The 13,904-nt window shown below is 40.7% G+C and carries 15 protein-coding genes and 1 pseudogene; 4 read left to right on the top strand and 12 right to left on the bottom strand.

Annotated elements, in window-relative coordinates:
* Positions 1-39: 39 nt before the first annotated feature.
* A complete protein-coding gene (locus CDZ94_RS21855; protein ID WP_280951858.1) occupies positions 40-171 on the top strand; it encodes a hypothetical protein in 132 nt (43 codons plus the stop codon).
* A 43-nt stretch (positions 172-214) separates the two neighbouring features.
* On the opposite strand, the gene CDZ94_RS14950 is transcribed toward CDZ94_RS21855, so the two are convergent.
* The 6 genes from CDZ94_RS14950 to CDZ94_RS14925 all read right to left on the bottom strand — a co-directional run bounded on the left by CDZ94_RS14950 (position 215) and on the right by CDZ94_RS14925 (position 6,965).
* On the bottom strand, positions 215-379 hold the full coding sequence (locus CDZ94_RS14950) for an anti-repressor SinI family protein (RefSeq protein ID WP_096438369.1): 165 nt from the start codon (positions 377-379) through the stop codon (positions 215-217).
* A gap of 625 nt (positions 380-1,004) precedes the next feature.
* Entirely contained in the window at positions 1,005-1,715 is a 711-nt protein-coding gene (locus CDZ94_RS14945) for a response regulator transcription factor (protein ID WP_321196058.1), read from the bottom strand.
* Complete coding sequence (locus CDZ94_RS14940) at positions 1,705-5,004, bottom strand: ATP-binding protein (RefSeq protein ID WP_096438366.1); 3,300 nt, start codon at positions 5,002-5,004, stop codon at positions 1,705-1,707. Before CDZ94_RS14940 ends, CDZ94_RS14945 begins: the two co-directional genes overlap by 11 nt.
* Positions 5,005-5,257: 253 nt before the next feature.
* Positions 5,258-5,443: a hypothetical protein gene (locus CDZ94_RS14935; protein WP_096438364.1), complete on the bottom strand. Its 186-nt coding sequence runs from the start codon at positions 5,441-5,443 to the stop codon at positions 5,258-5,260.
* Between the two features lie 25 nt (positions 5,444-5,468).
* Complete coding sequence (locus tag CDZ94_RS14930; RefSeq protein ID WP_096438362.1) at positions 5,469-6,302, bottom strand: 1,4-dihydroxy-6-naphtoate synthase; 834 nt, start codon at positions 6,300-6,302, stop codon at positions 5,469-5,471.
* On the bottom strand, positions 6,303-6,965 hold the full coding sequence (locus tag CDZ94_RS14925) for a futalosine hydrolase (protein ID WP_096438360.1): 663 nt from the start codon (positions 6,963-6,965) through the stop codon (positions 6,303-6,305).
* Between the two features lie 508 nt (positions 6,966-7,473).
* Between CDZ94_RS14925 and CDZ94_RS14920 the strand changes: the two genes are divergently transcribed.
* Positions 7,474-8,607, top strand: coding sequence for a UDP-N-acetylmuramoyl-tripeptide--D-alanyl-D-alanine ligase (locus CDZ94_RS14920; protein WP_096438358.1), 1,134 nt, complete (start codon positions 7,474-7,476; stop codon positions 8,605-8,607).
* 431 nt (positions 8,608-9,038) lie between these two features.
* Positions 9,039-9,257 carry a hypothetical protein gene (locus CDZ94_RS14915; RefSeq protein ID WP_096438356.1) on the top strand — a complete coding sequence of 73 codons (219 nt, stop codon included), beginning with the start codon at positions 9,039-9,041 and terminating at the stop codon, positions 9,255-9,257.
* A 108-nt stretch (positions 9,258-9,365) separates the two neighbouring features.
* Here CDZ94_RS14915 and CDZ94_RS14910 read toward each other — a convergent pair whose 3' ends face one another.
* The 6 genes and pseudogenes from CDZ94_RS14910 to CDZ94_RS14885 all read right to left on the bottom strand — a co-directional run bounded on the left by CDZ94_RS14910 (position 9,366) and on the right by CDZ94_RS14885 (position 12,955).
* Positions 9,366-9,599, bottom strand: coding sequence for a sulfurtransferase TusA family protein (locus CDZ94_RS14910; protein ID WP_096438354.1), 234 nt, complete (start codon positions 9,597-9,599; stop codon positions 9,366-9,368).
* Between the two features lie 32 nt (positions 9,600-9,631).
* Positions 9,632-10,758: pseudogene (locus CDZ94_RS14905) on the bottom strand (MBL fold metallo-hydrolase).
* 28 nt (positions 10,759-10,786) lie between these two features.
* Positions 10,787-11,353 carry a sulfurtransferase TusA family protein gene (locus tag CDZ94_RS14900; protein ID WP_096438352.1) on the bottom strand — a complete coding sequence of 189 codons (567 nt, stop codon included), beginning with the start codon at positions 11,351-11,353 and terminating at the stop codon, positions 10,787-10,789.
* A gap of 240 nt (positions 11,354-11,593) precedes the next feature.
* Positions 11,594-12,070 (bottom strand): DsrE/DsrF/DrsH-like family protein, encoded by a 477-nt coding sequence (locus CDZ94_RS14895; protein WP_096438350.1) that lies wholly within the window; start codon positions 12,068-12,070, stop codon positions 11,594-11,596.
* A 251-nt stretch (positions 12,071-12,321) separates the two neighbouring features.
* A complete protein-coding gene (locus tag CDZ94_RS14890) occupies positions 12,322-12,582 on the bottom strand; it encodes a metal-sensitive transcriptional regulator (RefSeq protein WP_096438348.1) in 261 nt (86 codons plus the stop codon).
* Positions 12,572-12,955: a hypothetical protein gene (locus CDZ94_RS14885; protein WP_096438346.1), complete on the bottom strand. Its 384-nt coding sequence runs from the start codon at positions 12,953-12,955 to the stop codon at positions 12,572-12,574. Before CDZ94_RS14885 ends, CDZ94_RS14890 begins: the two co-directional genes overlap by 11 nt.
* Positions 12,956-13,237: 282 nt before the next feature.
* Here CDZ94_RS14885 and CDZ94_RS14880 point away from each other — a divergent pair, with 282 nt between their 5' ends.
* The gene (locus CDZ94_RS14880) at positions 13,238-13,870 is read left to right on the top strand and encodes a uracil-DNA glycosylase (protein WP_096438344.1); all 633 of its coding nucleotides are present in this window, start codon (positions 13,238-13,240) and stop codon (positions 13,868-13,870) included.
* The last annotated feature ends 34 nt before the right edge of the window (positions 13,871-13,904 follow it).

The following is a 13,904-nucleotide window of genomic DNA, read 5'->3' as shown; positions in this document are numbered from 1 at the left end:
TGCCAAGCTATATAATAACCTTTAAAGGAGAAACTGAAGATGAAGCGATTCGTTTGTCTGCTTTTTATCTCTTGTTCTTTAGGTTTAGTTGCAGTGATCAATCCAGTTCCCACATTCGATCTTTTCGCCGAAGATCATCCTGAACCAACTTCAGGGGAAAAGAATAACTAACAAAAACCGTTCAAACACATTCTACGTTTGAACGGTTTTTCATTCACGGCACTTTCTTGACCAAAGCTTCTTCCGTCTTCCCCTCTGGGATTGCTCCATTTTTTAAATAGCGTCTAATTTCATCGACTGTTAACCCTAATTCCTTGGCCTCCTCCACCAGTTCAATCCATTCGGCATCTAATTTCTGGCTGTCTTTTTGGATCTGCATTGCCTTCACCCCATCCAAAAGATATCCATTATCGTGAACAAACTATATCGGTATGATAAGCATAAGGGGCTAAGGTTAAATAGCGTTAAAAAACTGAAATTTTTCACCTTCATAAATCATTTGTTTAAAAAAGCACACTACTTCAAGAAAATATTTCTTTCCATTTTTGATTACTACTATTGTAAAAAGCGTATCTTTTTGCAGCTCCGTTGGCCTGCATCTGCTCGCTTTCCGCGGACGAACCGCCAAGCCTCCTCGGGAAATGCGCCCTGCGGGGTCTTGGCTGGCCCGTTTTTCCGCAGGAGTCTCGCAGAATCCGGCCTACTACGTAGGGGGCTAAAAAGACTCTCTTGTCGTACAATAGACACAGGGGTTTCCTCCCATTTCATTTCGTTTGTTTAGTCACTTACTAAATTCGACATTTGGGTAGGTGCTCCTTTTTTATGTCTTAGAGCCCTTGAGTCGCCTGGGTCAGAGTTATGAAATTCATACAAGCTATAATAGGTGTTAAAAAACAGTGTTAGCTCTCTGTGTTTTAGAGTCTCCATGATATTCTTCCCTTGATAAAGGCGGCGTGAAGGTAGCTTTCCGCTCTATTATAGTAAAGAAAACTTACCTTTCACCATTATATCGTTACGGGGTTAAATTTGTATCCAAAGCCTCTGATCGTCTGAATGTATAGAGGCACAGCCGGGTTTTCTTCTATTTTCTTTCTTAGGTTGCTGATATGTACCATGACCGTTTTCATGTCGCCGTACCGGTCAGTACCCCAGACCTGATCATACAGTTGCTCCGTGCTAAAAACTTGACCAGGCCGGTTTACAAAAAATAAGAGCAGCTGCATTTCTTTTGCGTAGAGGCTTACTGGTTTGTTGTTAATGGAAACTGTATAGCTGTTCACGTTTATTTTTAGCGAGCCAAATGTCTTAACTCCATCAGACGATTCACCAAATGATCCTTGATTCATTTTTGCTCTTCTTAAATGAGCTTTTACACGAGCAACTACCTCACCTGGGTCAAAGGGCTTGGTAATATAATCGTCCCCACCTGCATCAAGTCCAATAATTTTATCCTCATTTTCTCGTTTACAGCTTAAAAATATAACCGGTGCTGTCTTTCCTTTCAATCTCAATTTTTTACAAGCGTCAATACCATTCAGTTTCGGAAGGAGAATATCTAATAAAATCAAATCCGGCTCTATTTCTTCAACACACCGCAGTACCTCCTCACCGTCCTCTGCGGTATAAACAGCAAATTCATTATCCAAATACAACTTGAGGAGCTGTTGAATTTCTTTGTCATCTTCTACGATCAACACTCGTTCACTAGCCAACATCGACCACTCCTTTCACTGGTTGTAAAGGCAACGCTACATAAAAAGAGCTTCCTGCATCGGTTTTGCTTTTAGCCCAAATTCTTCCCTTATGGTACTCGACAATTTCTTTTGAAATGGCTAAACCAAGCCCAGTGTTGCCCCCTTTACTCGTCCGAGATTCATCTCCCCTGAAAAAACGATCAAAAATTTGTGGCAATTCATCTTCGCGAATGCCTTGTCCATTGTCATGCACGCTCATTACTAAAGCAGAATCGCTAAAAGATGACTCTTGAGACGGCATTTGTTTTACCTCTTGTGTTTCAAACCTTACTTCAACATGGCCGCCTTTAGATGTGTGCTTTATTGCATTAAACACAAGGTTGGACATCACTTGCTCAAGGCGGTCCAAATCTACAACGACTCGAGCAGTCGCACCTCGCTCTTTTTTTATCACGTCTTTTACATTGTATTCATATCGAACTCCCCGAGAGGTAATATCCAGCTCAAATCTATCGTAAAAATAGTCGATCACATTTTCCACCGTCATTTCACGCCATTGAAAGCTTACTTGTCTCGCTTCAAGCCTGGACAGGTCATATAAGTCTTGTATTATCCGGTCTAAAAAGCAGACCTTCTGGTAGATCAAATTTAAATAGTGAGGGTCATTGACTTCAACTATCCCATCAATCATCGCTTTTACATACCCTTGAAGAGACGTCATGGGTGTGCCTAACTCATGAGAGATATTCGATAATAGCTTCCTCCTTGAAGCTTCTACCCTCGCTAGCTCATTTGTTTTTTTCTCTAGACGTTCCGTTCTATCTTTTACCCTAGCTTCTAAATTGTTGTTTAATCGTGAAAGTTCCTCATTGAGCACACTCAACTGTTCAGCTTTCTCATGTACTTGCTCCATTACTTTCTCTAGCGTCATGAGCGTCTCCACCCTAGCCAGCAACTCTTCTTTTGAGCAGGGCTTCATTAAATAATCGTTTGCACCAGACTCAAAAGCAGTAACAATATCTTTTATATCACTTCGAGCGGTAAGAATAAGAATCGGCAGTTCAGTCAGCGAAAACGACTTCCTTATTTCACGGCTTACTTCATAACCCGTTTTTTTCGGCATCATGACATCTAGTATAATGAGATCGATCCTCCCAGGTTCTTTTACCATCTCAAGAACTTGCTGACCGTTCTGGGCCATGAGTACTTCATATCCATTTAACACCAGTTGATTGACAATCACTTGTAAGTTTACCCGTTCATCATCTGCTACAAGAATGGTTCCTTTTTCTGACTTCATCCTCTTCGTCCCAAAAACCGGAAATTCAATTGCATTCACACCTGGCTGAGCCTCATCATGTTTTTGCACTGTCCCGTCAGCATAAAATGGCATATCAAATGAAAAGGTCGATCCTTTTCCTATTCTAGAATCAACTCGAATGCTCCCGCCGTGCAGCTCCACAAGATGTTTCGTAATACTTAGACCAATTCCAGTCCCCATTTTCTTATGAGCACCTTCGCCTTGTTCGAAGTCATCAAACAAGACCTCCATCGTAGTGGGTGTAATGCCTTTTCCAGTATCGGCAATCTCAATGGTAACTTTGTCGTCTTTTAAAAATGCAGAAACGGAAATGCTTCCTTTTTCAGTGAATTTAAGGGCGTTTCCTATTAAGTTATAAAAGATTTGCTGTATCCGATCCTCATCTGCTTTTGCTGGTGGCAAATTTACTGGAACATTATTTTCAAACTGGACCGACTCTCGTTTTAATGACGAAAGGAGTGAAAAAATAACATCCACCATTTCTCTCACACGAACCGGTTTTATTTTAAGTAAGATGTCTTTATGCTTTAGCTTCGAATAATCCAACAGGTCATTAACTAAGTGTGATAAGCGCATGCCACTGCTAATAATGAGTCCGAGGTTTTGCTTTAATCGTTCATCTGCCTCACCAGCCGCTCCGTCTTTTAAAGATTCTGCTATCCCGATAATCCCATTTAATGGCGTTCGCAGCTCATGAGTCGTTGACGCTAAAAAATCATCTTTCATTTTGTTAGCCCACTGCAAGTGTTCAACAGCCATTTTCTGACTTTCTTTCGCTTCTCGTTCAGCATGCTCTTTCTCAAGCTGAAGAATCTTAAATTTATCCGCTAACGCAAGGGAAAAAAGAATAACTTCCAACACCGATCCAATTTGAGAAGCGTACTTCGTTAGAAACAAAACGGGAATGAGACCCGCATCTGCTAAAGATGAAACAAACACTCCAATGAGGAAGATCACCCATCCAAACAAGAAAAAACGAGCTGGACGGTACCCACGTTTCCAACAAATAAACGCAGCACAAATGACTGCAAAAACAAGGACAATGGTAGAGCCCATCACCAAATTCAAAGCTAGCTGGTAGTTTACCATTAAAATGACAGCTATAAAAAATTGAAAAAGTACAAACCACTTAAACATCGAGTCAAGTTTAGGGATGTGGAGACGAAGATTTAAAAAGCTCCTCGAAAACAAGAGAGCCGTTCCATTTGCCACCGCCATAAAAAATACAATCGCCCGGTGATTCCACCATGGTAATTCTGGCCATACATACTGGAATGCTAAGCCGTTCAGCGTAAAATGAACAAATAGTAAACTAAATATGAACAAGACATACCACAGATAACTACGTAACCTGAGCGAAAAAAATAAAAATAAATTGTACAAAATCATCACAAACCCAATCCCATAATACAAACCGAGCAAAAGGTATTCATGCTGACTTTTTTGAAGAAACTGTTCCTCCGACCATAATGTTAATGGAAGCTGCATGGAGCCTTCACTCTCAAACCTTACATAAAAGGTCTGAGATGAATCCTCTTCCAACGATAACTGATATACGAAATTCCGATGCTCAACATCGCGTTCCACAAACGGCAATAAATCTCCCGTTTCATTACTAGTAAAACTCCCATTCTCCTCAGTGTATAACGTTATCGCATCATGAGGCGGATACGGAACTTCTAATAACCAGTTCTCCTCAGATGTCGTGTTATGTACTTCGAATCGAACCCAATAAACCGCGGACGTGTAACCATAACTCGGCACCCCTTTGCCACTCTCAATAAATTGTGCATTCAATGGTGGCTGCCTCACCTTCTCTATGTCCCATTGGCGGTCCTTATCTTCTAACAATTCCATCTGAGAATGGAGTTCGTAACGGTCCGATTCACCGTCCACCTTTATAGAAGATGCTTTAGTTACTGTTTCAGGGAGAGAATCAAGCACTAGATATAAGATTGCCAACAGACCTGCTAGTCTCAAAATCTTCATCTACTCTCCCCCCAGTATTCAATGAACTAGATTCTAATGAAATCATACTAAAACCTGGTAGAAATTGATAGTTTATATTACGTAATATTCTGAAAAAATGAGGAACAAAAACGCTTGAGAATCTTCTCAAGCGTTTTAACATTACATTCATTTTGGACTATTTTAGAATAGCAGTCCTCTTTTCTAACGAAATTATCGATTATTCTACCTCTAAAGCATGTTTTTCTATCTATTAAATGTTGTTCTCCTTCTGTTACGAACTGTTTTTTATGAGAATGAGCCCATGAACCATTAAGCCGAGGCCTACCCCGACACCCAATCCCATCATGAATCCAATAAAGAGTACATTTAAATAAAGGCCTACTGCCAAACCGATTACCAGACCGATAATAAGGCAGTAAGCATACAACAATCCGATCGATTCTTGTATTTTTTTCATTCCATTCTCCTTTTACCTGACATTACTATTTTCGTAAAGCTTTTAGGTCAAACTCTGGGACGATTCCTTCTTTTGCTGCACGTCCGAGGAGAGCTTCAATAGCCGTGTATCCTTCATCACCCAAGTCTCTTGTAAACTCATTTACATAAAGATCAATATGGGCTTGTACAACTTCGGGCGACATCTCTTGTGCATGCTCGAGAACATATTCGCGAGATGCTTCCGGATTATCCCACGCATACTCTACCGATTCTCTCGTCCACTTTTCAATGCTTTTCAGATCGAGTGACCGGTGGGCGATGATTGCTCCTAAAGGAATCGGAAGGCCAGTATCTTTTTCCCACCACTCACCTAAATCGCTCATCATCGTTAAGTTAAATTGATGGTACGTAAACCGCGCTTCATGGATAACGAGACCAGCATCGATTTTACCATCACGGACAGCTGGCATAATGTGATCGAATGGCATCACTTCTATTTCTCCAACACCACCTGGAACATTGTCTGCAGCCCAAAGCCGGAATAGGAGATACGCGGTTGATTTTTCACTTGGCACCGCTACTTTTTTTCCTGCTAATGATGCCGGGTCTTTCATGTTCCCTGCGGTTAACACAAGAGGGCCACAGCCTCTGCCCAAAGCTCCTCCACAAGGAATTAATGCATAATCCTCCAACACCCATGGGAGCGCCGCATACGAGATTTTCATCACTTCAGGTCCCTTCACTTCAGTAGCCCAGTTGTTCGTTATATTAATATCTGCATACGTTACATCAAGTTTTTCTCCGCCGGAAATAAGTCCATGCACCCATGCATGAAAAGTAAATGTGTCGTTTGGACACGGTGAAAATGCGATATTCATTTAGATAACCTCCCGTAATACACGGCTCGCTTTTGTTAATTGAGCGAGTGCCTCGATAATTTTCCAAGCACCGCGATCCCTGGGACCTACGGTATTAGAGATAGATCGGACTTCCATTACCGGACGGTCATATTGCTTAGCCGCAATGCCAACGCCATACCCTTCCATCGCCTCGGAAAAAACTTCGGGAAATCGATTGGATAGAGCTCGAGCCGTCTCTGCCGTTCCGGTGACAGTAGAAAGCGTGAGAATCAGGCCGGAATGGACAGATAAATTCATCTTCTCCAGCGCTATCTTTAATCGTCCTCCTCGTTCTTCGTCACACAAAATTCGTGAGTTACCCAAGCCCAATTCATCTATCGGTTTAAATCCTTCCATTGTTTCCGCTCCTAAGTCAGCTGCGACAATTTCACTGGAGATGACAAGAGAACCTACCTCTGCTCTTCCAGCAAAACCACCACCAATCCCCATATTAATGACAAGATCGTAAGCGTTTTTTGCTAATGCTGCTCCTGTACTGGCAGCTGCCGAAGCCAAGCCGACACCTCCAACAACTACATTAAAACGCGGATCATCTTCAAGCCCATTAAGCACAGCTTCTTTTTCCGCCTCCACAGAAGTAATAATTAGAATCTTTGTATGTAAATCTGTATTTTCACTCATAGCATGCTCCCTTACTACAATATATCGGAGTGTCTCGTTACCAGTTTACCAATAGTTCACCGTTTTTAACAAGGCGAGTCCTGTAATGTTAAAGCTACGATAACAACGTTTCGACTTTTAAAATCAAACTAGAAGACTTTCTGGAATTAACATGATTCTCTAAAAAAAGCATGTTAAATAAACGTTTGATTAAAATAAATAATTTCCCGAAAGAAGTAAAAAATTGCTGAAAATATCGCTAGTCCTGGCTTTATTTTCAAGGTAAAACCCATAGCGGTCTTTTATACTACCTGCTCTCACGTGGTAAGTCCAATCTGATGGTGGTAGAACACATCTTCCCTATAATACCTACTTTTTGTAAGTAAATATTCCATTACATCAACACCTGTCAAGAAATTGACTTCAGCGATAGCCTTTTTTTGTAAAAGCTTGGCTTATAAACTACACAGGTCCCTCCTAGTAAAAATAGGATGATAGTATCCTAGCATTTTAGAAAGGAGTTAGTCATTTGAGACCACTAAAGCCCTCCATTCCAACCATTGGAGTTACCGGAAGCGCCGGAAAATCTACAACATGTGAATTTATATATTCAATCTTGAGTACAAGATGGAACGTGTTAAAAACAAAAGGAAATAATAATTTACCACGGCATACAAAAAAGACGATCAGTCAGATTCGCTCACACCACAAGGCCGTTATTTTGGAGATGGGGTTAGGTCGTGATGCCGGCAGATATCATTTTAGTCACGTTCGCCCTAACTTTGGTGTTATTACCAACATTGGAACAGCTCATTTCGGAAAACTTGGTAATAGTATCCAAGCTACAGCTAAATCTAAATCAGTCTTAATTCGTAACTTAAGCTCTTCAGGAACGTTACTAATCAACCAAGACGACAACAACTCAAAATTACTGAAAATTACACCTTTCAAAGGAACCATTATCACTGTTGGCATTAAAAATAAAGCAACCTATAATGGTCTAAACGTTCGTTATTTAGAAACAGGTATGAGCTTTCAAGTCGTTTTAAATAAGAAAAGAGAAAACTTTTTCATCCCTACATTCGGACGCCACAATGTGATTAACGCTTTATTTGCGATCGCCATCAGCCACCGCCTTGGCTTTACTCCTGCACAAATGAGGTTAGGCTTAAAGAAATTCCGAGTTCCGTTAAGTCGCTTAAAGGTAACCAAACTGCCACAAAACTCTCTCCTCATTGATGACACGTTCAATGCAAATCCGCAATCTGTTAAAGCAGCGGCGGATGTCCTCGAAAATGTAGCGAAAAAGAAAAGGAAGATTATTATTTTAGGAAGTATGCTCGAACTTGGGGATCTCTCTACAGCAGGACATCAGTCTGTCGGGGAGTATTTGGCTAAAAAGAACATCCAAAAAATCTACACCTATGGAAATGCGGCCAGGTGGATCTGTAAAGCTGCAGTTAAGCATGGTTTTCCTGCTAAAAATGTTCACTCGTTTACAGACCGAACCAAACTCCACAATGAGTTAAAGAAAACTTTTAGCCCCAACACTGTATATCTAGTTAAAGGTTCTCACCGAAAGCGAATGACGATAACCGTAGGCTTTCTCGCCAGATACAGCACTCGTAAGCGAAAAACAAGAAGCAAAAGAAAAAAAGCATAGCGATCTATATTCGAAAAATAGGAGGTCCAATAAAGGACACTCCTTTTTCAATGGCATTATTATAAGTGCGTTTTCAATTGGAGCATAAAAAAGAGCCGAGTAGATCAAAAGGCGAAGAGATACGATAGCTATTTTAAGCGGAATTTTTGAACATCCTCTATAAAGTTTCTTTTCTAAAAGAATTCTTTTTGAGCGCTAGGCAAGTGGATGGTTAACAGTCGCGGATAGCGTGACAGTTTTTCAGCTCAAATGATCACACCTCCACGATCATTTGAGTTGAAAAGCAAAGAGCTGTAAAGAAAACAGACACTATAAACCTTGCTCTATTTTGTTTTCTGAGCGTTAGATCAACACTTACCTCACCTTCATTACGGGAGTTCATATATTGCGGATTAGTAAAATCCTGTTAAAATTATAAGGAGCATACCACTATGAAAAAGGAGTGGAACACCTTGTCCAACGCCGTTACAAAATCAATTCTTCTGCTTTTGATGCTTCCCCTTTTAGCGACTTCATTCATTTGGCTAAAAGACATACGCGCAGGAGATCCGAACGAAATTATTACATATGCTCCGGTTCTTCTTGTCTGGATGATAGTTGGGTTTGTTTTATTACAAGGAGCGAGAATGATCAAAAATAAAGGAAGCTGAATTAGCATAAATGGTGCTTTGTGTAGGATTTTTTCTGCTTGTAAATCAACAGGTTTTGCTTACTTGAAAGCTGTTAAGGATTTCTCCTCAACAGCTTTCAGTCAACTACTATCCTTTTTTAATCCAAAACTTCAACACTGGATCTTCATCTTTGTCACCAAGAAATTCGTGTCCACCCGCTTTTGCCCAAGCAATAAGATCACTCTTCGCACCCTTGTCCGTAGCGTGAATTTCAAGGACTTCACCACTCGCCAATTCCTCCATCGCCTTTTTCGTTCTTACGATTGGCATTGGGCATGCCAGAGCTTTTGCATCTAAAACTTTATCTGACTTGCTTGACATCTCAACCACTCCTGTTTTTAATATTTTACTACCTAGCTAACTGCACAGCGATTAGGTCCGATTTCCATTTCTGTTTCCTCTGCTGGTTCCGGGGTGATTAAACCCATGTTTGTTTTGCGAATTTCTTCATATGCGTTAGGTTGTGGCGGTAAGTTTTTAGATACAAGTTTGCGGAACTCCTCTTCGTCTTCAATTTGCAGACCATGGTTTTCTTGATACAAATCACCGAGCCGAGCAACTACGCGTCCTTCGTCATCAAGCTCTGTTAATTTTGCAAAGTGAGCAGGCAACACAAGTAATTCTTGGTTCAAAGCTTTGTAACGCACATATAATGATTCGCGCAAATCATTTCCCAGTCTTCTGCTTTACCTGCTAAGTCAGGACGGCCAATCGAGTCTAGGAAGAGAATGTCACCTGTTATTAAATACGTATTATTGACAATGAGTGAGGTGCTACCAATCGTATGACCAGGTGTATAGACAGCCCTCACCTTCACCCCACTTTCACCAAAGGTTACTATTTCTCCACCTTCTAGTGGTTTGTAATTGAACTGAACTTCTTCGGCATCTTTTCGCGGCAGGTAGTACGTTCCTCCCGTTGCCTCTGCTAGCCTGAGGCCCCCGGAAATATGATCGGCATGCAAGTGTGTATCAAGCATGTGGAGCATTTTGATACCTAACTCATCAGCGAACATTTTGTATTGATCAACTAAACGAAGCGGATCGATTATGGCCCCTTCATTACCAGAGACAACCAAGTAAGAAAGGCAGCCTTTCCCTAAACGGACAAATTGGTAAATTGAACCTTCGCCTTCAAGGTCACCAATTTTAACTGGTTCTAAATGTTCACTCCACGCCTTCATACCACCTTTAAGATATGAAACATCACGCCCTGCTTCTGACAGCATTTCTGCCACCATAATAGAAGAGCCTTCCTTCGCACAAACAACGAGTACCTCTTTGTCCCTAGGAATTTGATCAATGATTCCTTCTACTCCATCTAGTAAATCGAAATAAGGAACGTTTAAATAATCAAATCGTTCACCGTCAACTTTCCAATTTTCAAAATCAGGTACATTACGAACATCTAAAATAAATAAATTTTCTTTCTTAATTACTTTTTTAGCCAATTCTTTTGGTTTCATTTCTTTTATAGTCATCTTCATACCCCCCAGTGTATGTTGTAGATTAAAAATTTTTTTCGGTTGGACCTGACCAGTCACTCATACCAGGAACCACATTGATTACATTGGTAAACCCACTCTCAACTAGCTTTTTTGCCGCCATATCACTTCGGTTACCCGTGTAGCAAACGACATAGATTTCATCACCTTTCTTTAAATCATTCAAACGGTATTCCAACTCACCAAGTGGAAGTGAGAGTGATCCTGGAATATGATTAAACGAGTATTCCGCTTGCTCACGAACATCCACAACAACGGCGTTTCCTTCGTCAAGCTTCTTTTTTAATCCATCATTATCGATCACGTGAGGGTGTTTTGTTTCTTGCTTTTCCTCGTAACTACACGCCTTTCTAAGGTAGTGCTTTAACACTTCCCCTTCGTTAGTAGTGCCTATATACTCGTGTCCCCCGCTTTTTGCCCATGCTTGCAAGTCAGCTGTTGAGCCTTTGTCTGTTGCTAGCACCTCTAGTACTTGGCCAGGGGAAAGGTCCTGCATCACTTTCTTTGTTCTTACTATTGGACTCGGGCAAGCTAACCCTTTTGCATCTAACACGCGGTCGGTTTTAATCATAGTTACTCCTCCTGTTCTTTTGCAAGCTGACATCCATTCGAATTAAAAAGCTAATTCTCTCCTACTCCTAAAACAGCGAATCACCTCCTCGTTCGCTCGAGCCATTACTACAATCCTCTTAACTTAAACAAACGTTTGTTTAACAAGTCGAAAAATTGCAGATAGTTCAAAGTTTGCCGAATTATAAAGGTTTTTCATAATAAATAAATCAACAAGCTTAATAATCAAATAGCACAACTTTTAAATAAATAAGTTCACATTACCTTCTGATGCGTCCCCGAGGTAAGCGGCTACTCCCGCATATTCGATCTCATCAAGTAATTCTTCCTTCTGTAAGCCGAGAAGGTCCATTGTCATCGTACAGGATACAAGTTTTACACCTTGTTCTTGCGCCATTTCAATTAACTGAGGCAATGGCATCGCATTATGCTTTTTCATGAGTTGCTTAATCATTTTCGGTCCCATACCAGCAAAGTTCATTTTACTAAGTCCCATTTTGTCAGCACCGCGCGGCATCATTTTGCCGAACACCTTTTCCATGAATCCCTTTTTAACTGAGACTTGCTCGTCTTTACGTAAGGCATTTAACCCCCAAAAAGTGTGAAAGATCGTCACCTCGTGATCATATGCCGCGGCACCGTTAGCAATAATATAAGCTGCCATTGCCTTATCGTATTCTCCGCTAAATAAGACAATTGTTGTTTTTTTATTTTCCATTAATGCGCTCCTCCTTTAATAATATACATATACCTGTATGGGTATATTAAATGATAAAAAAATATACATTTTCTTTTTTATAGATAAAAACAACATATACCCATGGGGGGTATATTAACCGATTGAAATGTCCTTGTCAACAATTTCACCTGAATACTGCTAGTCCCTTGATAGTACGTGCTCAAAAATACGGAAGTCACTCCAACCAGGCTCGCGACTATGACACCCGCCTTTTTGAACTTCCTATCTTTTTACCTACTCTTCACTAATAAGTTAACGGCTTCTTGGATCAATTCATCTGTGTCTTCGCCCTTTTCAATTTGTTCCCGAACACACTGCTCTAAGTTTGTGCTCACTACTAAACCAATAGCTCTGTCTAATGCATTTCTCGCCGCTGACATTTGCACAATAAGATCTTTACAATCTTTTTCCTCTTCCATCATTCTCGAGACTGCTTTTACTTGCCCTTCAATTCTCTTTACACGATGTTTCATTTGATCATTATAATTCATGGATCTCACGTCCTTTTTTACATAATTGTTGATTCGCTTCATTTATTAGAGCAAAACCTCCAACATTTATCCTTTTCTTTTTTAAAAATCGCCCTATTAAGTGGATATCTACCATGCTTGAGGCAACAAGACAAACACTCTTTTCTCCTACCTCGACATAATGCCTGTTTACATGAGCCATTGGGATATTTACAGCGTCTTGAATAGGAGACTGATGGGCCGTTTGAAAATCTCTCAAATCGAGAATAACCATACTCTCTTGATTGCGAATATCGTCTAGCTTTACACATTCGACACCAAACAAGGGTACGTATCGATAATATAAAATACGGATTATAATAATGGAGATAGTGAAAATCAACACCATCTTCATAACATCACCTCTTTTTACTCGTTACTTCACTTTTCCGGGGGAGCTTGTCTCAAAGCAATTTTATACCTACGAGGGTATGTAGTCAACCTATAAGCTTTTGACACTAAGAAGAAAATAGCACAAATAAGGGAAGGGAGAAAGGTCTTTTGTTGGTCCTTTACGATTTATTGTTACTGGTTCTCACTATGTCACGCATTTTTCTCATTCCAAACAACAAACCGCGTGTAAAAAATGGTGAAAAAGTGTATATCTGATATTAGAGAACCTAGAGGAGGAAATCACATGCGCTTACCAGAAAGCCTTGCCGAAGAGGGAAAAAAACGAATTTACTCCTATCCAGTAGAGGGGTTTGTCTATGGGGAGGGACCTGATACCCCTGCACTTATGCTCGTCGGAGAAGCACCTGGTGAAACAGAAATTCATAATGGCGTTCCTTTTAGCGGTAGAGCTGGGAAAGAACTGATGAGTTTTTTGGATCGGCTTGAGCTCACGAGGGAAGATGTTTACATTACAAGTACGGTTCGCAGCCGCCCTTATCGGTGGGGAGAGAAAAAGTCAAGGAATGGTGAGGTAGTAAAACGAAAATACAACCGACCGCCGACAGCAAAAGAAATCGTCGCCCACGCTCCTCTTCTAGATTACGAAATCGAACACGTAAAAGTACCTGTCATTGTCACCCTCGGAAATATCGGACTCAAACGATTGGGCGGTGCAAATAAAAAAATAACTGAATGCCACGGAAGGTTTTTACACCAACCTGTACAACGTCTAGGAAAGGATGGCCGTTACGAATGGACAAACGAATCCTACTTACTTTTCCCAACCTTCCACCCAGCTTCAATTTTTTATAACCGAGGCTTGTTGGACTTAATACATGCCGACTTGGCAAAGTTAAAAGAGTTCTTGACACGGTAGCGTACGTACCCAAATGACCTTTACAAGTCTCAAA

It is taken from the genome of Alteribacter populi, from assembly GCF_002352765.1.
Lineage (GTDB): Bacteria > Bacillota > Bacilli > Bacillales > Salisediminibacteriaceae > Alteribacter > Alteribacter populi.
The sequence above is the reverse complement of the archived record's forward strand: the minus strand, read 5'-3'. Positions and strand labels throughout refer to the sequence as shown.